This window comes from Streptomyces roseoviridis (assembly GCF_039535235.1).
Taxonomy (GTDB): domain Bacteria; phylum Actinomycetota; class Actinomycetes; order Streptomycetales; family Streptomycetaceae; genus Streptomyces; species Streptomyces roseoviridis.
The window spans coordinates 1,075,512-1,099,365 of the sequence record NZ_BAAAWU010000001.1 but is presented as its reverse complement, the minus strand read 5'-3'; the positions used below and the strand labels follow the sequence as shown (position 1 = coordinate 1,099,365).

The window sequence follows — 23,854 nt, the reverse complement described above, 5'->3', positions numbered from 1 at the left end:
GGAGTTTCCCGCCTCCGACGGCCGGGTCGCGCGGGCCGGGCGGTTGTCCACCCTCTGGCCAGCGGTGGTTCCCGCGTGTTCCATGGTCGGCATGACGACCGTACGACGTGCCGTACTCACCCTGCCCGCGGCGCCGTTGGGCCCGGACAACCCCCTGCCCGCCCTGCACCTCCTCGGCGGCCCCGGAACCCCCGCGGTCGCCGAGCACGAGCGGGACGGACTGCCCCGCGACATGGCCCGGCAGCTCGGTCACGCCCCGCTGCGGACCGTGTTGCCCGCCCGGGTCCGCGACGGCTACGGACGCGAGCGCACCCCGACCGAAATCGACGCCCTCGTGATCGAGAACGACCTGCTGCGCGTCACCGTGCTGCCGGGCCTCGGCGGGCGTGTCCACTCCATGGTCCACAAGCCGACGGGCCGTGAACTCCTCTACCGCAACCCCGTGTTCCAGCCCGCCGCCTTCGCCCTCAACGGCGCCTGGTTCTCCGGGGGCATCGAGTGGAACGTCGGAGCCCGCGGCCACGGCATCCTGTCCTGCGCCCCGCTGCACGCGGCGGTCGTCCCCGCGCCCGACGGCGGCACGATGCTCCGGCTCTGGGAGTGGGAGCGGCTCCGCGACCTGCCGTTCCAGGTCGACCTGTGGCTGCCGGACGGCGCCGGACACCTGTGCGTCGGGGTACGGATCCGCAACCCGCACGAGCGGGCCGTGCCCTGCTCGTGGTGGTCCAACACCGCCGTCCCCGAGGACCGCCGGATCCTCGCCCCGGCCGACACCGCGTGGCAGTCCGGTTACGCGCACGCCCCCGCCCCGGCGCAGGCCCCCGCCCCGGCGCACGCCGACACCCGGGCGCCTGCCGGCACCCCGGCGCACGCCCCCGCTCCGGCCCACGCCGACACCCGGGCGCCTGTCGACGGCCCTGAGCGCGCCCACCTTTCCGCGCCCGTCGCCCCTTCCGCGCCCGCCCTGCGCCGGGTGCCGGTGCCCCGTACCGAAGACGGCGTCGACCGCACGTACCCCCTGGAGAGCACCCACGCCGCCGACTACTTCTACGCGCTGCCGGACGGGCAGCGGCGCTGGATCGCGGCCCTCGACGCCGACGGAAGCGGCCTCGTGCAGACCTCCACGGACCGGCTGCTCGGGCGCAAGCTGTTCCTGTGGGGGACGGGCCGCGGCGGCCGGCGCTGGCAGGAGTGGCTCACCGAGCCCGGCACCCCCGGGTACGCCGAGATCCAGGCCGGACTCGCCCGCACCCAGCTGGAACACCCCACCCTGGAGGCGGGGGAGGAGATCTCCTGGCTGGAGGTGTACGCGCCGCTGACCGCCGACCAGGCCGCCGTCCACGGCACCGACTGGGCGGCGGCCCGCGCGGCCGTCGAGGACGCACTCGAACGGGCGCTGCCGCGCGCCGAGGTCGACACGGCGTACGAGCGGTGGCGCGCCGCCGCCGACACCGAACCGGGCCCGCCGCTGGCCACCGGGTCCGGCTGGGGAGCGCTCGAAGTACTGCGCGGGGGCCACGACGTGCCGGGCACGCCCTTCGACCCGGCCCTCATCGGCGAGGAACAGCGGCCGTGGGCCACGCTGCTGAGCACCGGCGCCCTCCCGCACCCCGGCCCGGAGCCCGGGGCAGCGCCCTGGCCGACCCCGGTGTCCGACGCCTGGCGGGACATGCTGGAGACCGCCCCGGCCGACCCCGTCACCGAGTACCACCTGGGCGTCGCCCAGTGGGCGGCCGGCGATCTGGCGCAGGCGGTACGCAGCTGGGAGCGCGGCCTGAAGAACGCGGCCGAGCGCTGGCCGCTGCTCTACTGCCTGGCCGTGGCCGACCGCGAGGGCGGCCACCCCGGGCGGGCGGCCGAGCGGTACGAGGAGGCTTTCGACGACCAGGAGGGCGGCGACCCGGTCGTCACCGCCGCCCTCGGCCGCGAGACGGTCACCGCCCTCCTCGACGCGGGCCGCCCCGCCCGCGCCCGGGCCGTCCTGTCCCGCCTCCCGGCCGACGTCCTGGCCCGGGGAGCCTTCCGATTCCTGGAGGTCCGGCTGCTCCTCGCGGAGGGCCGCAGGGCCGAGGCCCGCGCCGTCTTCGACACGGGCTTCGAGGTCGCGGACCTCCGCGAGGGCGCCGAGGAGCTGGGCGAGCTGTGGGCCCGGCTCACTGACGGACACACCGACGAACCGCTCCCGGACGCCTACGAGTTCCGGATGCGTCCCCACTGACCGGCGGACGGAGGACGGGGGGGAAGGCTGCGGAGACGACGGAAGCCAGGGCAGGCGGGGGAAGAGGGCGGAAGTCAGGGCAGACGGGGGAAGGGGCGGAAGTCAGGGCAGGCGGGGGAAGGGGCGGAAGTCAGGGCAGGCGGGGGGGGGCGGGGGGCGGACGACAGGCGAGAAGGTGACTTCGCGCCGGTCGTCAGACCCGGCACAGGATCTCGCCGTGCGGCACCATGAACCAGGCGTCGTCCTCCTCGCCCCAGGTGCGCCATGCGCCGGCGAGGGACGCCAGGTCCTCGTGGGTGGCATGGCCGCCGTCGACGGCCAGGCGGGCGTAGACCGACTCGGTGGTGCGGTCCGCCCAGAGGCCGCTCCACCAGGCGCGTTCCTCCGGCGTGGCGAAGCACCAGGCGGAGGCGGAGGCGGTGACGTCGGTGAAGCCGGCGCGGCGGGCCCACGACAGCAGGCGGCGGCCCGCGTCCGGCTCGCCGCCGTTCGCCCGGGCGACCCGGCGGTAGAGGGACTGCCACGCGTCCAGGCCGGGGGTCGCGGGGAACCAGGTGAAGGCCCCGTAGTCGCTGTCCCGGGCGGCCACCACTCCGCCCGGACGGCACACCCGGCGCATCTCGCGCAGCGCCTGGACGGGATCGCCCACGTGCTGGAGCACCTGATGGGCGTGGACGACGTCGAAGGAGTCGTCGGGGAAGTCCAGGGCGTGGACGTCGGCGACGGCGAACTCCACGTTGTCCAGGCCGCGTTCGGACGCCGTCGCCCGGGCCTTCACCAGGACGTCCTCGGCCGCGTCCACTCCGGTCACCCGACCCGGCGCGACCCGCGCGGCCAGGTCCGCGGTGATCGTGCCGGGCCCGCACCCCACGTCGAGGACGTCCAGGCCGGTCCGCAGCTCCGGGAGCAGGTACCCGGCGGAGTTCTCGGCGGTGCGCCAACTGTGCGACCGCAGGACGGACTCGTGGTGGCCGTGCGTGTAGACGGCGGTCTCGTGCGACATGACCGGACTCCCTTGGGTGAGTGGGTGTGATCACGGTACGCCGTTCCACCCGCATGGTGAGACCCCTATCTCGACATGTGGTCAGTGCCGCCGAAACGCCGTGTTCCGGAGGGGGATTCACCTCCCGTCGTACGGTGGCTCCGCCCCCTACCGACGCCACTCCCACCGTCGTTCCCTCTCGTGGAACACCTCCGTCGGCGCCAGCCCCGCCGCCGTCGCCACCGCCGCCGAGGCGTGGTGCTCCGGATGCACATGCGCCACGAGCCGCGGCACTCCCCGCTCGCGCAGCCAATCGGTCAGCACCACCGCCGCCTCGCGGGCGAGTCCGTGCCCCTGCCAGGGCGTGCCCACCACCCAGGCGACCTCGGCCCCGTCGGACGTCACCGTTGCCTGCACCGTCCCCACCGCCGGCCCGGTCGTGGTTACCGCCGTCGCCGTCCCGGTCGTTCCCGTCGTCCCCCGTGCCCCCGTCGTCGTCCCGGTCGCCCCCCGTGCCCCCGTCGTCGCCCCGGTCGTTCCCGTCGCCCCCCGTGCCCCCGTCGTCGTCCCTGCCGTCCCCGCCACCGGTCCGGCCGTCCCGCCCACCCCGACCGTCCCTGCCGACCCGTCGGCCCCGGCGCGCAGCCGCAGTGTCCAGTTGCACCAGGACGTCCCCGGGTCCGGGGAGCCGGCGAGAAGCCGCCGGTAGCGGGCGCTGAGCTCGGGTTCGGGGAGCGGAGTGCCACCGATGAAGGCGTGCAGGGCGTGGTCGGCGAGGGCCTGGGCCAGCTCGGCGGCGTGGTCGAGCCGCAGCGGCTCCAGGTCCAGGCGGGCGCCGCGCAGCGGGACGGCGGCGATCCGGTGCGCCTCGGGTGCGTTCATCCGTCCAGTCTCCCCGGCGCCTTCCACACCAGGGCCCCGGCCCACTTCGCGGCGAAGGGCCGCCCCCGTACCCCATCGGCGTAGCCCTCCGGCCTGGGCGTCCGGCACCCGTCACCCTCGCACGAGCGGCGAACTCCGCTGAACGTCCGTATAAAGGGCTCTGGGGGGCAGAAGGCTCCGGGGCGCCCATGCCGGACGCCCCGGTGACGGCGCGGGCGCGAGGAGGGCCGGGACATGCGGCGGGACGTGCGGCGGACGGCCCCTGAGGGCCGCGGCCCGGTGCGCTACGGGCCGCCTGCGCCGGAGCCCGGCCTTCCCGTGCTGCCCGGACTGACCGCCCTCGTCGCCGCCGCGGCCGACCGGCCCGCCCCCGAGCCCCCCGGCGGCGGACCCGTCCTGCGCGAGGCCGCCGCCGGCTACTGGTGGCGGCGCGGACTGCGCACCCATGCCGAGGACGTCGTCGCCGCCCCCGGCGCCCCGCCGCTGCTGCTCGCCCTCATCGCCGCGCACGGCGGCGACCTCCTGCTGCCCCGTCCCAGCCCCGCCTGGTGGAGCCCGCAGGCCCGGCTCCTGGGCCGCCCCGCCTACCACGTGCCCACGCCCGCCGAGTGCGGCGGCGTACCCGACCCGTTCGCCCTCCTCGAGACGGTCCGCCGGGTCCGCGCCGAAGGCGGCGACCCCCGCCTGCTGCTGCTGTCCGTCGCCGACGACCCCACCGCCACCGTCGCTCCGCCCGAACTCGTCCGCGAGGCGTGCGAGGCCGCCGTCGCCGAGGGCCTGCACATCATCAGCGACGAGACGTGGCGCGACACCCTGCACCGTCCCGAGGAGACGGTGCTGCTCAGCCCCGCCGAGATGTGCCCGGACGACGTCACCGTCCTCACCGACCTGTCCGGCGCCCTCGTCCCCGCCGCCTGGCCCTGCGCCGTCGCGCGCTTCCCGCCCACCGCCGCCGCCCGCCCCGGAGGCCACGGCGACCGCCGGCCCCGCACCCTCGACGTCCTCACGGCGCTCGGCGCCCTCGTGCCCGGTCCCTTCGCCCCCGCCGCCGCCCACGCACTCGACGAACCCGAGGACGTCACCGTACGGGCCCGGCTCACCGCCCACCTGCACGGGCGGGTGGCCGCCGCCGTCCACCACGCGGTGCTCGCGGTCGGCGCCCTCGCCCGGCCCCCGGAGGCCGGCCGCCACCTCTACGCCGACCTCGGTCCGCTGCGCGCCGGGCTCGCCGCCCGCGGCGTCACCGACTCCCTGGAACTGGAGAACCACCTCACCGAACGGCTCGGCACCCCGGTCCCCGGCGGCCACCGCTTCGGTGACGAACTGGGCGCACTGCGCGTCCGTTTCGACACCGCGGCCTTCCTGGGCCCCACCGAGGAAGAGAGGATCATGGCCCTCACGGCATCGCGCCCCGAGGAACTGCCCCACGTGAGCGACGCGTTGAGCTCCTTCGGAGCCGCCCTCGACGAGCTGGCCCGGTGACGATGACGATGACGAGGGTGAGCGACCGCTTTGAGGGCAACAGCAGCATCAACGGCAGCAACAGCGAGGCAGCAGCAGCGACAACGACAGCGATGACGGCCACGACGACGGCAGCGACAGCAACGACGGCCACGACGACAGCAATGACGGCAACAACGACGGCAACAACGACGGCAATGACGACGGTAGTGACGACGGCCGACCCCACCGGCGGTCGGCCGAACAGACGGAGGCCGCAGAGATGACGGAACAGACGGCACAGCCGCCCCGGGCCCCACACTCCGCCCGCACGCCCCACGCCCCGCACCCCGCGCCCCCGCTCCAGCCCCTCGGCCGGCTGCGCCACGACTGGCCGCGCAGCTTCGCCGACCGGCTGACCGCGCCGCTGCCCGGCGTCCGCGCCATGGCCCGGCTCGCCCGGGAGGGCGCCGTGCGCCCCGGTCCGGAAGGGCTGAGGGACATCCCGTCGCTGCCGTTCGCCCCCGGTCCGCTGCCCGAGGCGGGGCCCGACACCCTCGCGGTCACCTGGGCCGGACACGCCAGCTGGGTGCTGCGGATCGGCGGGCTCACCGTCCTCACCGACCCCGTCTGGTCCCGTCGCATCCTCGGCACCCCGGCCCGGATCACCCCCGTCGGCGTCCGCTGGGAGGACCTGCCCCGGATCGACGCCGTCGTCATCAGCCACAACCACTTCGACCACCTCGACGCCCCCACCCTCAGGCGCCTGCCCCGCCACACCCCCGTCTTCGTCCCGGCCGGGCTCGGCCGCTGGTTCACCCGCCGCCGCTTCACCCGCGTCACCGAGCTCGACTGGTGGGAGGCGTGCCAACTCGGCGACGTGCGCTTCGAGTTCGTTCCCGCCCATCACTGGTCCAAGCGCACCCTGTTCGACACCTGCCGCTCCCTGTGGGGCGGCTGGGTGCTCACCGACCGCGCCGGGCGCCGGACGTACTTCGCCGGCGACACCGGCTACGGCCACTGGTTCGGCGAGATCGGCCGCCGCCACCCCGGCATCGATCTGGCCCTGCTCCCCATCGGTGCCTACGACCCCCGCTGGTGGCTCAGCGACGTCCACATCGACCCCGAGGAAGCCGTCCGGGCCTTCCAGGACCTCGGGGCACGCCGGATGGCCCCCATGCACTGGGCCACCTTCGTGCTGTCCTCCGAGCCCGTCCTCGAACCACTCACCCGTGTCCGGGCCGCCTGGGAGACGGCCGGGCTGCCCCGCGAGGACCTGTGGGACCTCCCGGTCGGCGCCTCACGGGTGCTCGTCCCCTGACAGTGCCTCACGGGTCCTCGTCCCCTGACGCACCTCACAACGGGCTCGTTCCCTGACGGTGCCTCACGCGGGCTCGTCCCCTGAAGCGCCTCACGGGTGCTCGTCGGTGCCTCATGCGTGCTCGCCCCTGACGGTGCCTCACGCGTGCTCGCCCCCTGACGGCGCCGACGGGCCCGGGCGGGGGCCGCGCAGCCGCCGCCACAGCGACGGCACGCCGCTGACCAGGACGGTGAGCAGCACCGCCGCCACCACGCCCTGCCACGGCTCCGGGAAGAGCGAGCCGCCGAGGATGCCGATGAGCTGGTACGTCGCCGCCCACGCCAGGCACGCGGGCAGATCGCCGCGCGCGAAGCGCCGCAGCGGCATCCCGGCCAGCAGGCAGGCCAGCATCACCGGGATCCGTCCCGCCGGCACGAGGCGCGACAGCACCAGCACCGACACCCGGTGGCTCTCGAGCCGCTCCTGCGCGCGGGCGAGGTGCTCGGGAGCGGCCCGGCCGCGCAGCGCCGCCAGTCCGCGCGAGCCGTTGCGGGACCTGACGCCCCGCCGGCCCAGCCAGTAGAGCGCCAGGTCACCCAGGAACGCGCCGGACGACGCCGCCAGGAAGACGAAGAGCAGCGCGAACGGCGACGTCTGGTGGAAGGCCACCACCGCGGCGGAACTCACGATCGCGCCGGTCGGCACGACGGGCACCAGCGCGCCGAGCGCCACCAGCACGAACAGGGACGGGTAGCCGACGGCCTGCTGCGTCGACTCCGGCGGCAGCTCCCGCACCGCTGCCAGGAGCCGGTCGATCACCGGGCGCCCTCCGTGCGCGCGGCGGACCCCGGCCTCATCGCGCCACCTCCGGCCGGACCCGTTCGCCGTGCGCGAGCAGATGGACGGCCACCTTCGGCGCGAGCCGGGAGGCGTGCCGGACGAACTCGTCCCCGGGGGAGTGGAACTCGTGCGGGCGGACCGCGTCCATGCCGATCGGCCAGTACGTGCCGTAGTGCACCGGCACCGCGGCGGCCGGCGACAGCGCGGCCAGCGCCTCGGCCGCCCGCCCCGCGTCCAGGTGGCCGTGGCCCAGGAAGGGGCCCCAGCCGCCCACCGGGAGCAGCGCCACGTCGACCGGGCCGACCGCCTCCGCCATGCCGTCGAACAGGCCGGTGTCCCCGGCGAAGTAGGTGCGGGCCTCGCCCTCCACCACGTAACCGAGCGCGGGACACCGGTGCGGACCCACCGGGAGCCGCCGCCCGTCGTGCCGGGCCGGGACGGCTCGTACCGTCACGCCCTCGACGGACACCTCGTCGCCGGGCGCCAGCTCGGTGAGCCGCAGCCCCCGGTCGGCGAGCCGGCGCAGGGCCGGTACGGCACGCGGAGCGCCGGACGGCAGGAACAGGCGGGTGCCCGGGGCGAGCCGGGCCAGGGAAGGAAGGTGCAGGTGGTCGGCGTGCAGGTGCGAGACGAGGACCGCCTCGGCGCGGGCCGCCTCCGCGGGCGGCGGCGCGCCCCGCCGGCGGCGCAGATGGGCGAGCCGGCGCGCGAACAGCGGGTCGGTCAGGAAACGGACCCCGGAGTCCTCGACCGTGCAGGTGGCATGACCCCACCAGGTGACTTCCACCGGAACGCCGCCCTCTCCGTCGCCGTGTCCGAGTCCGTGTCCCGCTCGCCGTCTCGACCATAACGCGGATCCGGCCCGCGACGTGGCGAAACGTCGGCGGCCGAAGACGCCGGCGCGGGTGTGGCCGGTCTTCGCCGGAGCACCCCACTTGGTATACCGAAAGACTCCTCGGGTGCGGCGGGACGCAGTAGGGTCGCCCCATGGACGACGTTCGGGTGGCGGCGATCGCCAGCCTCACCCCGCTCGAAGAGCTCGACGACGACCCCTTCCTGGTCGACACCCGCCGCCAGCACGCCATGTGCGTCCGCTGGGCCCGTGGCAAGGGGTACGTGGTGACGAGGCAGCTGTCCTGCTACGGCATCAGGCCGGACCACCAGGCGCTGTGGGCGGACGTCGACGAAGGCGCGGTGGACCTCTTCGTGGCCCCGAACGAACGCGTGCTCGCCCGGGCGTTGACGGACGTGCGCGCGTTCTTCGCCGAATGCGAGCGGCGCGGAGTGCGGCTCGAGACCGCGGGGCTCGACGAACCCGCGTACGACGCTCCGATGAAGGCCGTGGTGCACCGCAGGCTCTCCATGCCCACCGCGGGGTACGACGGCTCCTGAGGCCCCCGTCGCGCAAGCGGGCGCCCCCTGCCGCGCCACCCGGCTCCCGCCGCTCGGCCTCGCACCACCCGGCTCCCGCCGCTCGGCCTCGCACCACCCGGCTCCCGCCGCTCGGCCCCGCGCCACCCGGCTCCCGCCGCCCGGCTCGTACCGCTCGGCGCCGCACCGCTCGCCCGCGATGCCCACCCGTCACGCCGGCCGACCCGTCCGCCACGCCACCCGGCACACCCCGCCGCCCCTCCGTCACGCGACCCGAAACACCTCCACGGCAGCCTCCACCGCCCACCCGGCGCGCCCTCGGCGCACGCCGCCGGGCACCCGTCGGCCGGCCCCCGCGCGGCGGCCGTTGTGCCACGCTGGGGGCAGGAATCGGGTGAAAGGTGAACCAGGCGTGGCTGAACGGCGAGGGCGCATCCCCGCCCGCTGGCGGAGTGCGGGCCGCACCCTGCTGCGGGTGATCACGGTGTGGGCGGTCTCCACCCTCACCCTGCTCGCCCTGGCCGGACTCCTCCCCGACTTCCAGCTCCAGTCCCCGGACGGCGACAGCGTCACCAGGACCGCCGTCACCGCCGCCTGGGGCGCGGGTGCGTTCGGCCTGCTCGGGGCGCTGGTGTGGCCCCTGATCGTACGGGCGCTGCTGCTCGTACCGGCCCTCGTCCTCGGCCTGTTGGTGTTCTTCCTCAATGGCTCGCTGATGCTCGTCGCGCTCTGGCTGATCCCCGACGGGCGCGGCGCCGCCGCCCCCGAGACCGCCGTCGTGGTCGCCGCCGTGATGTCGGCCGTCGCCTCGGCCACCTCCACCGCGCTCGCCGTCCGCGACGACGACGCCTACCGCCGCCGCCTCTACCGTCTCGCCGACCGCACGCGCCCCCGGACCGCCCGCACCGGCACCGGGTCCGCCCCCGGCACCGAACCCGTCCCCGGCACCGTCTTCCTCCAACTCGACGGCGTCGGCCACCGGGTGCTGTGCGACGCCGTCGCCGCCGGCCGCATGCCCACCGTCGCCGCATGGCTCGCCACCAGCCACGCCCTCACCTCCTGGCGCACGGACTGGTCGAGCCAGACCGGCGCCAGCCAACTCGGCATCCTGCACGGCTCCAACGAGGACGTGCCCGCCTTCCGCTGGTACGAGAAGGACACCGGCCGGCTCATGGTCTCCAACCGGCCCGCGAGCGCCGTCGAGCTCCAGCGCCGTGCCGTCGAGCGCACCGGCGACGGCGGGCTGCTCACCCTCGACGGCGCCTCCCGCGGCAACCTGTTCAGCGGCGGCGCCGACCAGCTCGCCCTCGTCCTGTCGATGGCCGCCCGCCGGGGGCGGCGCAACCGCTCGCGCTCGGGCTACTTCGCGTACTTCTCCGACCCCGCCAACGCCGTCCGCACCGCGGGTTCCTTCATCGCCGAGGTCTTCCGCGAGATGATCCAGTCGACCGGGGCCCGGCTGCGCCGCGAGTCCCCGCGGGTCTCGCGCGGCGGCCTCTACCCCTTCGTGCGGGCCTTCGCCACCGTCGTCGAACGGGACGTGGTCGTCTCCGCCGTGATGGGCGACGTCCTCGCCGGACGGACCGCCGTCTACGCCGACCTGGTCGCCTACGACGAGGTCGCCCACCACTCGGGTCCGCAGGGCCGCGACACCGACCAGGTCCTGGAACGGCTCGACCGGGCGATCGCGCTGATCGCCGGGGTCGCCGAGCACGCGCCCCGCCCGTACCGGATCGTGCTGCTCTCCGACCACGGGCAGAGCCCGGGGGAGACCTTCGAGTCCGCGTACGGCCTCAGCCTGCGCGACCTCGTCCGGGTCGGCTGCGGCCTTCCGGTGCCGCGCCGTGTGCGGCGCACGCCCTGGGGGCACCCGCGGACGGAGTCCGGGGGAGCGGCCTCGGAGGGCAGGGACGCCGCCCGTGACGCGCTCCGCAGCGCGCTGCACCGGCCCCTCGACGACCAGGGCGCGCACGGCGACGAGACCGAGGCCGAGGCGGCGGCCGTGGCCGCCGCCCGCGCGCCGCAGCCGCTCGTGCTCGCCTCGGGCAACCTCGGTCTCGTCTCCTTCCCCGGCGTGCCGCACCGGATGACCCGCGAGGAGATCGACCGGCTCCACCCGGCCCTCCTCCGCACCCTCGCCCAGCACCCGGGCATCGGCTTCCTGCTCGTCGCGAGCGAGGAACACGGCTCGGTGGTGCTCGCCCGCGACGGCGTCGAGGTGCCGGTCGCGGAACTCACCGACCGCGCCGGAGCGCCGGGCGACACGGGCCGGGTCGGAGCGCGCGGCCACGGGGACGACGGGCCGCTCGCCGTCTTCGGGCCCGGCGCGGCCGAGGCGGTGCGGCGCACCGACGGCTTCCCGCACGTCGCCGACATCATGATCAACTCGATGTACGACCCCGAGACCGGTGCCGTCCACGCGTTCGAGGAGCAGATCGGCTCGCACGGCGGGCTCGGCGGCGAGCAGGCGCGTCCGTTCCTGATGTGGCCGCGCGAGCTGACGGCACCGCCCGAGGACCTGGCGGGCGCCGAACAGGTGCACCAGGTGCTGCGCGGCTGGCTGCGGGAGAGCCAGGGGCCTCAGGTGCCCCTGGAGATTTCCCCGCCGAACGGCCGCACGGAAGCATTTCTTCCGGTTGACGGGCCCGCCGTGCGGGACAAAAACGGGTGATTTGGAGCGCCGTCCCAGCTACCGGACCATGGGTGCGTTTGTACGACGAGAGGCGCACCACCCCCCATGAGCACGGCCCCCACCAGCACGTCTTCCCCCGAGACCCTCCTCGCCGCTTCGTCCGAGGCCGTTTCCTCCGAGGCTGCTTCCTCCGAGGCCGCGCCGGCACCGGCGGCACCCGGAGCCGGGGGCGAGCAGCCGGCGCACAGCCGCCACGCCCGGCGCTTCGGCCTCCCCGTCGCCACCGCCCTCGTCATGGGCAACATCATCGGCGGCGGCATCTTCCTCCTCCCCGCCTCCGTCGCCCCCTTCGGCACCATCAGCCTCGTCGCCTTCGGCATCCTCACCCTCGGCGCGATCGCCCTCGCCCTCGTCTTCGGCCGGCTCGCCCACCGCCTCCCGCGGACCGGCGGCCCCTACGTCTACGCCCGCGCCGCCTTCGGCGACTTCGCCGGCTTCCTCGCGGCCTGGTCGTACTGGATCACCGCCTGGGTCTCCAACGCGGCCCTCGCCGTCGCCGCCGTCGGCTACCTCGACGTCCTCGTCCCGATCCACGACTCCAAGGCCGCCACCATCGGCGCCGCCCTGCTGATCCAGTGGCTGCCCGCGCTCGCCAACCTGGCCGGCACCCGCTACGTCGGAGCCGTGCAGATCGTCGCCACCGTCCTGAAGTTCGTCCCGCTGCTCCTGGTCGCCATCGGCGGGTTCCTCTTCTTCGACAGCGCCAACCTCGGCCCCTTCCAGGCGACCGGCGGCAGCGCGCTCGGCGCGGTCTCCGCCTCCGCCGCGATCCTGCTCTTCAGCTACCTCGGCGTCGAGTCCGCCGCCGTCAGCGCCGGGGAGGTCCGCGACCCGCGCCGCAACGTCGGCCGCGCCACCGTCCTCGGCACCCTCGGCGCCGCCACGCTCTACCTCCTCGGCACCCTCTCCGTCTTCGGCACCGTCGCCCACGACAAGCTGGTCACCTCCACGGCGCCGTTCTCCGACGCGGTGAACGTCATGTTCGGCGGCTCCTGGGGCGGCGCGGCCGTCGCCTGCATGGCGCTCGTCTCCATGGTCGGCGCGCTCAACGGCTGGACCCTGCTCAGCGCCCAGGCACCGTACGCCGCCGCCCGCGACGGACTCTTCCCGAAGGTCTTCACGGTCAAGCGGCGCGGCGTGCCCACCGTCGGCGTCCTCGTCACCGTCGTCCTCGCCTCGCTCCTGACGGTCTACAACTACACCGCCGGCACGAAGGGCGTCTTCGAGATCCTCGTGCTCGTCACCACCTTCACCGCCACCGTGCCCTACCTGCTCTCCACCGCCGCGCAGATCTACTTCCTGCTGTCCGGACAGTCCGAGAAGGTCTCCCGCGCCCGTCTCGTCCGCGACGGCGTGCTCGCCCTCGCCGCCTTCGGCTTCTCCCTCTGGCTCGTCGCCGGCTCCGGCTACGCGGCCGTCTACCAGGGCGTTCTCTTCCTCTTCGCGGGCGTGCTGGTGTACGCGGCGATGGCGGCCCGCAAGGGACGCGCGGCGGCGACCGCCGGCTGAGGGGCGAGGCGGGCCGCGCCCGGGTGCGCACCCCACGTGCCTCCGGGTGCCTCCCGGTGCCTCCGGTGTGGTGAAAAGCGGGTCCGGCGCGTAGGCCGGCCGGGCGGATCTGCCGTCCCGGCCTGCACCCACGGGTCCGTGCGGGGCAGAACGGATCTCCATGAGGCCCCTCGCCCGGTTCGCGCTCGCGGTGCTGCTCGTGCTGACCGCGCTCCTCGGCGTGGGGGCCGGCGCGGGGACCGGCACCTTCGGGGGCGAGTCACGGACCGTCTCCACGACGGCCGACGCGGGCGCCGAGGCCCACGAGTCCGCCGAGACCGAGGCGGCCGCGCCCCTCCGCTCGGTACGGCGTCCCGCCCCGCCCCGTGTCCCCGGGCGCGCGGCCCCCGCCCGCCGGCCCGTCCCGGTCTCCGTACCGTCCGAGCGCGGCGACGCTCCCCGGTCGACGGTGATGCGGTGCTGAGAGGACCCACCTCTCCGTCACCCCGTCACCCCCCACTCGACCCGAGGAGCTTCGCCATGCCCGCTGACCCCTTCGCCGTCCTCAACGCCCTGCTGCGCGCCGAGGCCGCCCGCCAGAACCACCGCGCCGCCGACCCGGAACCGGCCCACCCGAAGGAACCGGCCGCCGCCCGCACCCCCGCACCGACGCGGTCGGCCGAGCCGGAGGGCCGGGGGGACTGACCGGCCGGGCCCCAGGGATCCGCCGCCGGAGAACGGCGGATCCCTGATCCGGGTAGGGGATCCACGGCTTGGATCCAATATCCAGGATCCGAAACCGACCGGGCGGGGCCCGGCGGACCGCAGGACGATCGCCGCGGCGCCCAGCAGGAAGACGCCGACCCGGCCGGTCAACGACCAGGCCACCGACCCGTGCACGGGCTCGGCCAGGCCGTAGTGGCCCGTGTCGGCGACCTGGGTGAGGGCCTTCTTCATACCGAGCGCGCACAGCACCACGCCCGCCACGAGCGGCAGGTGCAGGAAGGTGTACGCGTCGCGCGCGAAGCGGGTGCGGTCGTCGCCGCCCAGGGCCGCGAGCCGGTGTTCGGCGCGCTCGCCGATCCGGCGGAAGTACAGCGCCCACAGTCCGGCGGCGAGCAGCAGCCCGCCGCGCAGGCGCCGATCACCGTCACCGTCAGCGCGGCATCCCGCCGGCCGCGGCAGGTGGTCGCCTCGAAGCCGGACACGCCCACGCCCACCGCCAGGAACGACTCGCCGAGCGCGATCACCACGATCAGCCCGTGGCGCTCGGCGAAGTGCCCGGGGGAGTCAACGGCCCCCGCCCCCGCCCCAAGGCCCGGCCGGCACCGACGGCCCGGCCTTACCTCCGGCGTAATCGACCCGCTCCCCGCGCACCGGCATGCTCGGGGTCACCGGCTCCCGGGCGGCGCACTCCGCTCGGGGGCCGGGTCCCCGATCGTCCGTCGCACCTCTCTGGAGGGTGATCCACCATGTCCCAGACCCTGCTCGCCGGTCTCTCCCGCACCGCCCAGCCGCGGTCCATGGTCCGGCGGTTCCTCGCCCTCGACGCCGTCGTCACCGGCGGGAACGGGCTCGCCTACCTCGCCGCGTCCGGGCCCCTCGGCGCGTTCCTCGGCGTCGACCGCGGGCTGCTCCTCGAACTGGGCGCGTTCCTCACCGTGTTCGCCGCCGGCGTGGCCTGGCTCGCGAGCCGCACGCAGCCCCCCGCCCTCGGCGTCAAGGCCGTCGTGGAGGCCAACCTGCTGTGGGCCGTGCTCAGCGTCGTCGCCCTCGTCGCCTGGCTGGAGCCCACCACCGCCGGCACGGTCTGGACGCTGATGCAGGCCGGCACGGTCGCCGGGTTCGCGCTGCTCCAGTGGACCGCCCTGCGGGCCGCTACCCGTTGAGGGGGAGCTCCCGCTGGGCCTGCAGATACGCGACCGTCGCCGGGTCGGCCGGGAGGAACGTCTCGATGGCCAGCTCGGCGACCGTCACGTCCATCGGCGTGTTGAAGGTGGAGATCGACGACACGAACGACAGCACCTGCCCGTCGTGCTCGATCCTCATCGGCAGCGCGAAGTACGGATACGGTTCCGGGTCCTCCCGGTCCCCGGGACCGCCCGCCCCCTCCGGCAGCGGGTACGCCGCCACCTCCTCGTACAGCGCGCGCAGCGCCTCCGAACGCGCGAGCCCGATCTGACGCTCCATCTGGGCCAGCAGGTGCCCCCGCCACTCCCGCAGGTTGAGGATGCGCGGTGCCAGGCCCTCCGGGTGCAGCGTGATCCGCATGGCGTTCAGCGGCGGCGCCAGCAGGTGCTCCGGCAGTCCCGCCATCAGCATCTCGATGCCCCGGTTGGCCGCCACCACCGTGTAGGAGCCGTCCACCACGAGCGCAGGATAGGGCTCGTAGCCCCGCAGCAGCCGTTCGATCCCCTCGCGCAGCGTCTCCAGCTCCGGAGCGTCGAGCGGGGACTCGCTGAACCGCGGGGCGTAACCCGCCGCGAGCAGCAGGGCGTTGCGCTCCCGCACCGGCACGTCCAGGTGCTCCGCCAGCCGGAGGACCATCTCCTCGCTCGGCCGCGAGCGACCGGTCTCGATGAAGGAGATGTGCCGGGCGGACGACTCCGCCCGCAGCGCCAGCTCCAGCTGGCTCAGCCGCCGCTGCTCGCGCCAACCGCGCAGCAGGGGCCCCACACCCGTGTCGGTCGCGACAGTTGTCATGGGCAGACGGTATCCCAGAGGAGGACCCGGGTACCTTTCCCCGGGGACCGCTCCGTCATCACGCACCACCGCCACCAGCCGTACGACCGGAGGGAGCACCACGTGCCCACACAGCCCCTGTCGCAGAAGGAGATCGAGGACCGCCTGCGCGAGCTGCCGGGCTGGTCCGTCGACAGCGACCGGCTCACCCGCGGCTATCGCCTCGCCGACCACTTCGCCGCGACCGCGTTCGTCGTCCACATCGCCCAGATCCAGCAGGAGCTCGACCACCACAGTGATCTGACGCTCGGTTACAACAGCGTCACCCTGGCGGTGAACACCCACTCGGCGGGCGGAGCCCTCACCGAGAAGGACTTCGAACTGGCCGAGCGGGTCGACGCGGTGGCGCCCGGCCACGGGGCGAACTGAACGGACCGCACCGCGCACACCGGGCACCGGCCAGGCGCACGATCCCCGGCGTATGCTCCCCGCCATGGGGGAGACGCTTCTCGACTACGACGCCGAGGCCGCGCACTACGACGAGACCCGTGGCGGCGTGCCACGCGCCGAGGCCGCCGCCGACGCCGTGCTGCGGCTCCTGCCGCCCGGCACCCGCACCCTGCTCGACCTCGCGTGCGGCACCGGCCTCGTCACCGAACGCCTCGCCCGGCCCGGACTGGCCGTCTACGGAGCCGACGCCGCCCACGCCATGCTGCGCACCGCCGCCGGCCGCGTCCCGGGCCGGCTCGTGCGCGCCGACGCCCGCCGGCTCCCGCTGCCGGACGGATCCGTCGACGCCGTCAGCGCCGTGTGGCTGCTGCACCTCGTGCCCTTCACCGAGGAGATCGTCGCCGAGGCGGCCCGGGTGCTGCGGCCCGGCGGCGTGTTCCTCACCACCGTCGACAAGGACGCCGCCCATGACGTCGGCAGCGACGTCGACGCGCTGCTCCGCCCCCACCGCGCGACCGGCGCCGGCTCCGACCACGCCGGCCGCGTCACGGCGTACGCCGCCGCCCACGGCCTGACCCCGGCGCCCGGCACCACCTTCGTCGGACACGGGCAGGGCGCCACCCCGCGCGGCACGGCCGAGAAGCTGCGCCGCGGCCACTACGCCTCCTGGTTCCGGGGGACCGCCGCCGACACCGACGCCCTGTGCGCCGCCCTCGCCGGCCTGCCGGACCAGGACCGCCCCCGCGCCGACCCCGCGTATCCGCTGGTGTGCTACGTCAGACGCGGCTGAAGTCCATCACCCAGTTCGTCACCCACGCCTCCGTACCGGCCGGCGCGAAGGCCTGCTCCCAGCGCGCCGCGTCGGCCGTGATGCCCGACCAGCCGAACCGGACCCGCACCGGCCGTCCGGCGTAGGCGTCGTCACCGAAGAACTCGCCCGTGCCGTCCGGATCGAACCGGCCCCGCACCGGCGGATCGAGCCTTCCGGTGCCGCTGTGGGACCAGTTCAGCGTCCACTCCCCGGTCTCCGGCTCGAACAGGCGCAGCGTCAGACCGCGGAACCCCTTCGACGGGAAGACGATCTCGTCGACATGCGCCCGCCCGTCCCAGAAGAGCCGGCCCGTCGTGTGCCCGTCGAACTCCTCCCAGCCGCTGTCCGGGTCGAGGAAGTCGGCCAGCCGGCGGCTGCGGACGCTCCAGCGGCCGTCGAGAAACCCGAAGCCGGACCCGGTGCCCGATCCGAAGCCGGATCCGGCACCCGGCCCGAAGCCGGATCCGGCACCCGATCCGCGGCCGCGCCCCGGCCCGAAGCCGTGGCCGTCACCGTCGTTGCCGCCGTCGTCGCTCACGCCCGCGCCTCCGTCGTGCCGGAGGCAAGCGAGTCCCCGAGGTAGCCGGCCAGGTCCGGGGTCTCGGGCGCCAGGACGTGCCGCACCCACGCTGCCCGCTCGTGGCCCAGCGGGGCCAGCTCCCACACACAGCCGATCCAGTTGCGCGCACCCGGCGCGGTCCGCACGAAGTGCGTCGGGTCCAGGTCAGGACAGTCGAGGGCCGGCTGGCCCGCCGCCGCGCCGGAGAAGTGCAGCACGTTGTCCCACACCCAGCTGTAGACGTTGAGGTACGCGCCGGAGTCGCCGCCCCGGTGCAGCACGATGAAGCTCGCCGCGGGGGTGCCGTCCGGCTCGGGGAGGAGCTCGGGCAGCAGCGCGTACGCCGCCTTCTCCACCTCCGGGGCGATGCCGGCCGCGTCGACGGTGACGTGGTAGCGCTTGACGTGCCGGCCGCCGACGACGACCGGCTCCAGGACGTGGAGGTACTTCTCTGCGAAAGCCATGGCTGGACTCTAGGAACACTTCACTGACATCTTGTGTCAGTGAAGTCCAGCCGTCTCGTGACGATCCTGCTGCTCCTGGAGACCCGCGGCCGGATGACCGCCGCCCAGCTCGCGGCGGAGCTGGACGTCTCCGTCCGCACGGTCTACCGGGACGTCGAGTCGCTGCACGCCGCCGGAGTGCCGCTGTACGGGGACGCCGGGCACCGCGGCGGCTACCGGCTGCTCGCCGGTCACCGGAACCGGCTCACCGGCCTCTACGCGCGCGAGGCCGAGGCCCTGGTGCTCGCGGGGCTGCCGGCCGCCGCCGACGAGCTCGGCCTCGGCGGGCACTTCGCCGACGCCCGGCTGAAACTGCGGGCCGCCCTGCCCGCACCGCTGCGCGAGCACGTCGACCGGCTGCGGGCCCGTTTCCACATCGACGCCCCCGGCTGGTACGCCCGGGACACCGGGGCGCCCTTCCTGCCGCAGGTCGCCGACGCCGTGCGCGGCGGCCGCGTGCTCGCCGTCCGTTACCGCCGATGGAAGGAACCGACCGACGTCGACCGGCGCCTGGAGCCGTACGGCCTGGTCCTCAAGGCGGGCCGCTGGTACCTGGTCGCGGGCCCGGGACCCCGTACGTACCGGGTCGACCAGATCCTCGACCTCACCGTCACCGACGAAGAGGCCGTCATCCCCGAGGACTTCGACCTCGCCGCGCACTGGCGGGCGAGCCAGGAGGACTTCCACGCCCGGCTGCACCGCGGCGAGGCGCTCGTCCGGATCTCACCGCGCGGCGCCACCCGGCTGAGCGGCGCCGCCGCCCGCGCGCTCGCCGAGAACGGCACGCCCGAACCCGACGGCTGGACCCGCGCCATCCTGCCCGTCGAGGGACCCGACCACGCCCACGACACCCTCCTCGCCCTCGGCACGGAAGTGGAGGTCCTGGCCCCCGAGGACCTCCGGGAGCGGATCGCCGCCACCGTACGGACCCTGGCCGAGCGTTACGCCGGTGCCTGAAGGGCCGCCCGCCGGGTGGGGGCCCGGGAAAGTGCCCGGACCCGAGGGCCGGGCCGGTGCCCCGAGCCGGTGCCCCGGCGGCGGACGCCGGTGCGGCCACCGGGGCGGAGCCCCCGTTGGCGTACCTCACCGGACGGCGCCCGGCGCACGCCGCCGACCTGCCGCGGCAGTCGGACGCGGCCGTCGAGTCGGCGGCCCGCCGGACCGGTCACAGCAGCGCGTTCGTGCTGAGCGCCGCGTCGAGAGCGGGTCCGGGGGATCAGCCCCCGGAGCACCGCGGGCGCGGTCGACCAGCGCGTTCGGCCACGCGTTGGGCATGGCTTGCCGGACCGGCAAGTTTTCTCGCGCGCGGCCGAGCGGCGTCGCACCCTGTCCCCATGAGCGCACGCGATCATGACCTCCAGGGTCACGACCACCAGAACCACCAGAGCCACGACCACCGGAGCCACGGGAACCACCGGAGCCGGAGCCCTCAGGCCCCGGGACAGGCACCCGGCCCCGGCCACGGCCACGGTCACGGCCACCACGACGGCGGCGACGTCGACTGGGCGCGGCTCGCCCCGCTGCTCACGCAGCAGGCGGAGACCCAGCTCCCCCTCTACTCAGAGGCCGCCGCCTGGCTCGCCTCCCTCACCCCCGCTGCCCCGGTCCGCCGGGTGCTCGACTTCGGCAGCGGGCCCGGTGTCGTCACGGTCCTGCTCGCCGAGGTCTTCCCGGAGGCCGAGGTCGTCGCCGTCGACGCCACCCCCGAACTCCTCGCCCTCGCCCGGGAGCGGGCGGACGCCCGCGGCGTCGGCGACCGGGTGAGCACCCTGCGCGCCGACCTGCCCGAGGACTTCGGCGCCCTCGGCACCGCCGACCTCATCTGGGCCAGCAACTCGCTGCACCACATCGGCGACCAGCGGGCCGCTCTCGCCGCGTTCGCCGACGTGCTGAACCCCGGTGGTCTGATCGCCCTCGCCGAGGGCGGGCTGCCCTCCCGCCACCTGCCGTGGAACCAGGGCGTCGGCCGCCCCGGCCTGGAGGCCCGGCTCGACGCGGCGAACGCCGACTGGTTCGGTGAGATGCGGTCCGGTCTGCCCGACACCAAGGAGGAGGTCGACGACTGGAGCGCGCTCCTCGCCGACGCCGGACTCACCCTGAGCGGCACCCGCAGCTTCCTCTGCGACGTCCCGGCACCGCTGCCGTCCGCCGTCCGCGAGCAGGTCGTCGCCCACTACGCGCGGCTGCGGGAGGGCCTCGCCGAGCGCCTGGCCGACGACGACCGCGCCGCCGTCGACCGGCTGCTCGACCAGGCCGACCCGCTGTCCCTGCACCAGCGCCCGGACCTCTACCTGCTCACCGCCCGTACCGTCCACACGGCGCGCAAGCCGGCCTGAGCCGGCCTGAGCCGGCCCGAGGCGGCCGGTGCGGGTCAGGCGCCGGAGTTGAACTCGGCCGGGTCCGGGCCGAGCCGGTGGCCCTCGTCGAGCGCGGCGACGGCCGCCAGGTCCTCGGCGTCCAGCTCGAAGTCGAAGACGTCGATGTTCTCCCGGATGCGGGAGGGGGTCACCGACTTCGGGATCACCACGTTCCCGACCTGGAGGTGCCAGCGGAGCACGACCTGCGCCGGGGTGCGATCGTGCTTCCGGGCGATCGCCACGATCGCCGGGACCTCCAGGAGGCCCTTGCCCTGACCGAGCGGCGACCAGGCCTCCGTGGCGATGCCGTGACGGGCGTGTGCCTCGCGGGTGGCGGCCTGCTGGAGCTGCGGGTGCAGCTCGATCTGGTTGACGGCGGGCACGACGGAGGTCTCGCCGATCAGCCGTTCCAGGTGCTCGGGCAGGAAGTTGGACACGCCGATGGCGCGGGCCCGGCCGTCGGCCAGGATCTTCTCGAAGGCCCGGTACGTGTCGACGTACGCGTCCTTGGCCGGCAGGGGCCAGTGGATCAGGTACAGGTCGACGTAGTCCAGGCCCAGCTTGGTCAGCGAGGCGTCGAAGGCCCGCAGCGTCGAGTCGTAGCCCTGTTCGGTGTTCCACAGCTTGGTCGTGACGAAGAGCTCCTCGCGGGGGAGCCCCGAGGCGGCGAGGGCCCTGCCCGTGCCCGTCTCGTTCTCGTAGATCGCGGCCGTGTCGATGGAGCGGTAGCCGGCATCGAGGGCGGTCGTCACGACCTGCTCGGCCTCGTCGTCCGGCACCTGCCAGACGCCGAAGCCGAGCTGCGGCATCCGCACGTCGTTGTTCAGGGTGAGGAAGGGGACCTTGCTGTCCGTGCTCACGAGAGGTCGTTCCTAACGTCGTCGGTTCACTCCTCCCAGCCTCAACGATCACCGGCCCGGTCGCATTCCGCAGAGCCGGAGAAAATACCGCCGGGGCCGGGGCCGGGGCCGGGGCCGGGGCCGGGGCCGGGGCGGTGGGCGTGGGGCCGGGACCGGGACGGACCCCGCTCCGTACCGCTGCCCCTACGCGGGACCGCCCGTGTGCCGGAGCCCCGTTCCCGTACCGGCCCCGTGCTCGTACCCGCATCCGCCCCCACGTACGCGGCCGCCTCCCGCCCCGGCACGCACGGCCGTCCCCCAGCGGCGACAGGCGCGGCCCGCACCCGCGGGTCCACAGGATCACGCCGGCTGCGCCGTCCGTGGAGCGGCCGGGGCGACGCCGGTCAGCGGTACAGCGCGTCGACCTCCGTCGCGTACGCCTCCTCGATCGCCTTCCGCTTGAGCTTGAGGGACGGGGTGAGCAGTCCGTGCTCCTCGCTGAACGGATGCGCCAGGATCCGGAAGGTGCGGATCGACTCCGCCTGTGAGACCAGCGTGTTGGCCGCCACGACCGCCCGCCGGATCTCCGTCTCCAGGGCCGGGTCGTGCACGAGGTCAGCCGGCGGCAGCGGCGGCCGGTGCTGCATCGCCAGCCAGTGCTCCACCGCTTCCTGGTCCAGCGTCACCAACGCCGCCACGTACGGCCGGTCGTTGCCCACCACGATGCACTGGGCCACCAGCGGATGCGACCGCACCCGCTCCTCCAGGCCCGCCGGCGAGACGCTCTTGCCGCTCGCCGTCACCAGGATCTCCTTCTTGCGCCCGGTGATCGTCAGATAGCCGTCCTCGTCCAGGACGCCCAGGTCGCCGGTCGCCAGCCAGCCGTCGTTCAGCACCGCGGCGGTCGCCTGCGGATTGTTCAGATAGCCGGAGAAGACGTGACCGCCGTGCAGCCACACCTCCCCGTCCTCCGCGATGTGCACCGTCGTCCCCGGCACCGGCTGCCCGACCGTCCCGTACTTGGTGCGCTCGGGCGGGTTCGCCGTCGCCGCCGCCGAGGACTCCGTCAGCCCGTACCCCTCGAAGACCGTGACTCCGGCGCCCTCGAAGAAGAGGCCGAGCCGCCGGTCCATGCCCGAGCCGCCCGACATCGCGTGCCGCACCCGCCCGCCGAGCGCGTCGCGGACCTTCCCGTACACCGTCTTCTCGAAGAACTGGTGCTGCATCCGCAGCGCCGCCGACGGCCCCGGCCCCAGGCCGAACGCCTTGTGCTCCAGCGCCTCCGCGTATCTCACCGCCACGTCCACGGCCTTGTCGAACGGGCCCCGCTTCCCCTCCGCCTCCGCCTTGCGGCGGGCCGCGTGGAAGACCTTCTCGAAGACGTACGGCACCGCGAGCACGAAGGTCGGCCGGAAGGACTGCAGGTCCGGCAGCAGCGCCGAGGCGGCGAGGACCGGTTGATGGCCCAGCTTCACCCCGCCCCGGACCGCCGCCACCTCCACCATCCGGCCGAAGACGTGCGCGAGCGGCAGGAAGAGGAGGGTGGACGCCTCGTCGCCCGGCCGGGAGTGGAAGACCGGCTCCCAGCGGCCGATCAGCATGTCCGTCTCGAACATGAAGTTGGAATGGGTGATCACGCAGCCCTTCGGGCGGCCCGTGGTGCCCGAGGTGTAGATCACCGTCGCCACCGACTCGGGCGTCACCGCCTTGCGGTGCCGGTGCACCACGTCCTCGTCGATGTCCGCGCCCGCCGCCATCAGCTCGGCGACCGCGCCCTCACCCGCGTCCAGCTGCCACAGGCGCTGCAGCCTCGGCAGCCGGTCGATCACCGAACCGATCGTCATCGCGTGGTCCTCGTGCTCGACCACGCACGCCGTCACCTCGGCGTCGTGGAGCATCCAGAACACCTGCTCCGTGGAGGAGGTCGGATAGACCGGCACCGGCTGCGCGCCCAGCGTCCACAGCGCGAAGTCGAACAGCGTCCACTCGTAACGGGTCCGTGCCATGATCGCGACCCGGTCGCCGAACCGCACGCCCTGGGCGATCAGCCCCTTCGCCAGCGCCAGGACCTCGTCCCGGAACCGCGCGGCCGTCACGTCGTGCCACCGGCCCTCGGTGTCCTTGCGGCCGAGCGCGACCCGGTCCGGCTGCCGCTCGGCGTGGTCGAACACGGCGTCCGCCAGACCGCCGACCTGGGGCGCCGCCTCGACGGGCGGCACGGTGAACTCGCGCACTGACCTGCTCCCTCCCCCGTTCGACGTCGCGCTCCGCACGGCGCCGGTGAACCTACCCCACGGTGCGGCACGGCGGGAGAACCTTCACCAAGCCGCGACATTGCACGTATCCACAGGTCAGGGGCCGGAAAACGGACAAGTGAGCGAACGCCGGGGGTCGTTGCCGAACCACGGGTAAGTTCCGCAGGCCGGAATCTCCACGGAAT

The 23,854-nt window shown here is 74.9% G+C and carries 22 protein-coding genes and 1 pseudogene; 13 read left to right on the top strand and 10 right to left on the bottom strand.

Features of this window, described 5'->3' with window-relative positions; genetic code table 11:
- The first annotated feature begins 91 nt into the window (after window positions 1–91).
- Entirely contained in the window at window positions 92–2,218 is a 2,127-nt protein-coding gene (locus ABD954_RS04805; RefSeq protein ID WP_382746123.1) for a DUF5107 domain-containing protein, read from the top strand.
- A gap of 193 nt (window positions 2,219–2,411) precedes the next feature.
- On the opposite strand, the gene ABD954_RS04800 is transcribed toward ABD954_RS04805, so the two are convergent.
- Window positions 2,412–3,221 carry a methyltransferase domain-containing protein gene (locus ABD954_RS04800; protein ID WP_345484495.1) on the bottom strand — a complete coding sequence of 270 codons (810 nt, stop codon included), beginning with the start codon at window positions 3,219–3,221 and terminating at the stop codon, window positions 2,412–2,414.
- Between the two features lie 147 nt (window positions 3,222–3,368).
- On the bottom strand, window positions 3,369–4,082 hold the full coding sequence (locus ABD954_RS04795; protein ID WP_345484494.1) for a GNAT family N-acetyltransferase: 714 nt from the start codon (window positions 4,080–4,082) through the stop codon (window positions 3,369–3,371).
- Between the two features lie 234 nt (window positions 4,083–4,316).
- Here ABD954_RS04795 and ABD954_RS04790 point away from each other — a divergent pair, with 234 nt between their 5' ends.
- Window positions 4,317–5,564, top strand: coding sequence for an aminotransferase class I/II-fold pyridoxal phosphate-dependent enzyme (locus ABD954_RS04790; RefSeq protein WP_345484493.1), 1,248 nt, complete (start codon window positions 4,317–4,319; stop codon window positions 5,562–5,564).
- A gap of 241 nt (window positions 5,565–5,805) precedes the next feature.
- Window positions 5,806–6,843 (top strand): MBL fold metallo-hydrolase, encoded by a 1,038-nt coding sequence (locus tag ABD954_RS04785; RefSeq protein WP_345484492.1) that lies wholly within the window; start codon window positions 5,806–5,808, stop codon window positions 6,841–6,843.
- A 138-nt stretch (window positions 6,844–6,981) separates the two neighbouring features.
- Here ABD954_RS04785 and ABD954_RS04780 read toward each other — a convergent pair whose 3' ends face one another.
- Both ABD954_RS04780 and ABD954_RS04775 read right to left on the bottom strand, forming a co-directional pair.
- A complete protein-coding gene (locus ABD954_RS04780; RefSeq protein WP_345484491.1) occupies window positions 6,982–7,641 on the bottom strand; it encodes a DedA family protein in 660 nt (219 codons plus the stop codon).
- A gap of 34 nt (window positions 7,642–7,675) precedes the next feature.
- Window positions 7,676–8,449, bottom strand: coding sequence for an MBL fold metallo-hydrolase (locus tag ABD954_RS04775; protein ID WP_345484490.1), 774 nt, complete (start codon window positions 8,447–8,449; stop codon window positions 7,676–7,678).
- 200 nt (window positions 8,450–8,649) lie between these two features.
- Here ABD954_RS04775 and ABD954_RS04770 point away from each other — a divergent pair, with 200 nt between their 5' ends.
- The 5 genes from ABD954_RS04770 to ABD954_RS04750 all read left to right on the top strand — a co-directional run bounded on the left by ABD954_RS04770 (window position 8,650) and on the right by ABD954_RS04750 (window position 13,918).
- Entirely contained in the window at window positions 8,650–9,054 is a 405-nt protein-coding gene (locus tag ABD954_RS04770) for a recombinase family protein (RefSeq protein WP_345484489.1), read from the top strand.
- A gap of 391 nt (window positions 9,055–9,445) precedes the next feature.
- A complete protein-coding gene (locus ABD954_RS04765; protein WP_382746127.1) occupies window positions 9,446–11,704 on the top strand; it encodes a phage holin family protein in 2,259 nt (752 codons plus the stop codon).
- A gap of 66 nt (window positions 11,705–11,770) precedes the next feature.
- Window positions 11,771–13,234, top strand: coding sequence for an amino acid permease (locus ABD954_RS04760; RefSeq protein WP_345484488.1), 1,464 nt, complete (start codon window positions 11,771–11,773; stop codon window positions 13,232–13,234).
- A gap of 160 nt (window positions 13,235–13,394) precedes the next feature.
- A complete protein-coding gene (locus ABD954_RS04755) occupies window positions 13,395–13,697 on the top strand; it encodes a hypothetical protein (RefSeq protein WP_345484487.1) in 303 nt (100 codons plus the stop codon).
- A 56-nt stretch (window positions 13,698–13,753) separates the two neighbouring features.
- Window positions 13,754–13,918, top strand: a complete 165-nt coding sequence (locus tag ABD954_RS04750) for a hypothetical protein (RefSeq protein ID WP_345484486.1) — start codon at window positions 13,754–13,756, stop codon at window positions 13,916–13,918.
- A gap of 171 nt (window positions 13,919–14,089) precedes the next feature.
- Here the strand turns inward: ABD954_RS04750 and ABD954_RS04745 are convergent.
- Window positions 14,090–14,296: pseudogene (locus tag ABD954_RS04745) on the bottom strand (low temperature requirement protein A); the annotation flags it as partial.
- Window positions 14,297–14,685: 389 nt separating this feature from the next.
- On the opposite strand from ABD954_RS04745, the gene ABD954_RS04740 reads away from it, so the two are divergent.
- Window positions 14,686–15,102, top strand: coding sequence for a hypothetical protein (locus ABD954_RS04740; RefSeq protein WP_345484485.1), 417 nt, complete (start codon window positions 14,686–14,688; stop codon window positions 15,100–15,102).
- On the opposite strand, the gene ABD954_RS04735 is transcribed toward ABD954_RS04740, so the two are convergent.
- Window positions 15,092–15,916, bottom strand: coding sequence for a helix-turn-helix domain-containing protein (locus ABD954_RS04735; RefSeq protein ID WP_345484484.1), 825 nt, complete (start codon window positions 15,914–15,916; stop codon window positions 15,092–15,094). The two genes, ABD954_RS04740 and ABD954_RS04735, sit on opposite strands and share 11 nt — an antisense overlap.
- Window positions 15,917–16,018: 102 nt before the next feature.
- On the opposite strand from ABD954_RS04735, the gene ABD954_RS04730 reads away from it, so the two are divergent.
- The gene (locus ABD954_RS04730; protein ID WP_345484483.1) at window positions 16,019–16,324 is read left to right on the top strand and encodes a 4a-hydroxytetrahydrobiopterin dehydratase; all 306 of its coding nucleotides are present in this window, start codon (window positions 16,019–16,021) and stop codon (window positions 16,322–16,324) included.
- Between the two features lie 64 nt (window positions 16,325–16,388).
- The gene (locus ABD954_RS04725) at window positions 16,389–17,135 is read left to right on the top strand and encodes a class I SAM-dependent methyltransferase (RefSeq protein ID WP_345484482.1); all 747 of its coding nucleotides are present in this window, start codon (window positions 16,389–16,391) and stop codon (window positions 17,133–17,135) included.
- Here ABD954_RS04725 and ABD954_RS04720 read toward each other — a convergent pair.
- Together ABD954_RS04720 and ABD954_RS04715 are read right to left on the bottom strand one after the other, a co-directional pair.
- Window positions 17,122–17,694 carry a hypothetical protein gene (locus tag ABD954_RS04720; protein ID WP_345484481.1) on the bottom strand — a complete coding sequence of 191 codons (573 nt, stop codon included), beginning with the start codon at window positions 17,692–17,694 and terminating at the stop codon, window positions 17,122–17,124. The two genes, ABD954_RS04725 and ABD954_RS04720, sit on opposite strands and share 14 nt — an antisense overlap.
- The gene (locus ABD954_RS04715) at window positions 17,691–18,179 is read right to left on the bottom strand and encodes a hypothetical protein (protein ID WP_345484480.1); all 489 of its coding nucleotides are present in this window, start codon (window positions 18,177–18,179) and stop codon (window positions 17,691–17,693) included. The genes ABD954_RS04720 and ABD954_RS04715 overlap by 4 nt, the downstream gene beginning before the upstream one ends.
- Before the next feature lie 39 nt (window positions 18,180–18,218).
- On the opposite strand from ABD954_RS04715, the gene ABD954_RS04710 reads away from it, so the two are divergent.
- Both ABD954_RS04710 and ABD954_RS04705 read left to right on the top strand, forming a co-directional pair.
- Complete coding sequence (locus ABD954_RS04710) at window positions 18,219–19,175, top strand: helix-turn-helix transcriptional regulator (protein WP_345484479.1); 957 nt, start codon at window positions 18,219–18,221, stop codon at window positions 19,173–19,175.
- 377 nt (window positions 19,176–19,552) lie between these two features.
- Window positions 19,553–20,554 carry a class I SAM-dependent methyltransferase gene (locus ABD954_RS04705; protein WP_345484478.1) on the top strand — a complete coding sequence of 334 codons (1,002 nt, stop codon included), beginning with the start codon at window positions 19,553–19,555 and terminating at the stop codon, window positions 20,552–20,554.
- Window positions 20,555–20,589: 35 nt separating this feature from the next.
- Here the strand turns inward: ABD954_RS04705 and ABD954_RS04700 are convergent, their stop codons facing one another.
- On the bottom strand, window positions 20,590–21,384 hold the full coding sequence (locus ABD954_RS04700; protein WP_345491965.1) for an aldo/keto reductase: 795 nt from the start codon (window positions 21,382–21,384) through the stop codon (window positions 20,590–20,592).
- Between the two features lie 434 nt (window positions 21,385–21,818).
- Window positions 21,819–23,648 (bottom strand): AMP-dependent synthetase/ligase, encoded by a 1,830-nt coding sequence (locus tag ABD954_RS04695; protein ID WP_345484477.1) that lies wholly within the window; start codon window positions 23,646–23,648, stop codon window positions 21,819–21,821.
- Window positions 23,649–23,854 lie beyond the last annotated feature (206 nt).

What these genes read in the sequence shown, in the direction of transcription:
- ABD954_RS04805 (WP_382746123.1), top strand. Translation starts at nt 92, where the DNA reads ATGACGACCGTACGACGTGCCGTACTCACCCTGCCCGCGGCGCCGTTG.
- ABD954_RS04800 (WP_345484495.1), bottom strand. Translation starts at nt 3,221, where the DNA reads ATGTCGCACGAGACCGCCGTCTACACGCACGGCCACCACGAGTCCGTC.
- ABD954_RS04795 (WP_345484494.1), bottom strand. Translation starts at nt 4,082, where the DNA reads ATGAACGCACCCGAGGCGCACCGGATCGCCGCCGTCCCGCTGCGCGGC.
- ABD954_RS04790 (WP_345484493.1), top strand. Translation starts at nt 4,317, where the DNA reads ATGCGGCGGGACGTGCGGCGGACGGCCCCTGAGGGCCGCGGCCCGGTG.
- ABD954_RS04785 (WP_345484492.1), top strand. Translation starts at nt 5,806, where the DNA reads ATGACGGAACAGACGGCACAGCCGCCCCGGGCCCCACACTCCGCCCGC.
- ABD954_RS04770 (WP_345484489.1), top strand. Translation starts at nt 8,650, where the DNA reads ATGGACGACGTTCGGGTGGCGGCGATCGCCAGCCTCACCCCGCTCGAA.
- ABD954_RS04760 (WP_345484488.1), top strand. Translation starts at nt 11,771, where the DNA reads ATGAGCACGGCCCCCACCAGCACGTCTTCCCCCGAGACCCTCCTCGCC.
- ABD954_RS04755 (WP_345484487.1), top strand. Translation starts at nt 13,395, where the DNA reads ATGAGGCCCCTCGCCCGGTTCGCGCTCGCGGTGCTGCTCGTGCTGACC.
- ABD954_RS04750 (WP_345484486.1), top strand. Translation starts at nt 13,754, where the DNA reads ATGCCCGCTGACCCCTTCGCCGTCCTCAACGCCCTGCTGCGCGCCGAG.
- ABD954_RS04740 (WP_345484485.1), top strand. Translation starts at nt 14,686, where the DNA reads ATGTCCCAGACCCTGCTCGCCGGTCTCTCCCGCACCGCCCAGCCGCGG.
- ABD954_RS04735 (WP_345484484.1), bottom strand. Translation starts at nt 15,916, where the DNA reads ATGACAACTGTCGCGACCGACACGGGTGTGGGGCCCCTGCTGCGCGGT.
- ABD954_RS04725 (WP_345484482.1), top strand. Translation starts at nt 16,389, where the DNA reads ATGGGGGAGACGCTTCTCGACTACGACGCCGAGGCCGCGCACTACGAC.
- ABD954_RS04715 (WP_345484480.1), bottom strand. Translation starts at nt 18,179, where the DNA reads ATGGCTTTCGCAGAGAAGTACCTCCACGTCCTGGAGCCGGTCGTCGTC.
- ABD954_RS04705 (WP_345484478.1), top strand. Translation starts at nt 19,553, where the DNA reads ATGAGCGCACGCGATCATGACCTCCAGGGTCACGACCACCAGAACCAC.
- ABD954_RS04700 (WP_345491965.1), bottom strand. Translation starts at nt 21,384, where the DNA reads ATGCCGCAGCTCGGCTTCGGCGTCTGGCAGGTGCCGGACGACGAGGCC.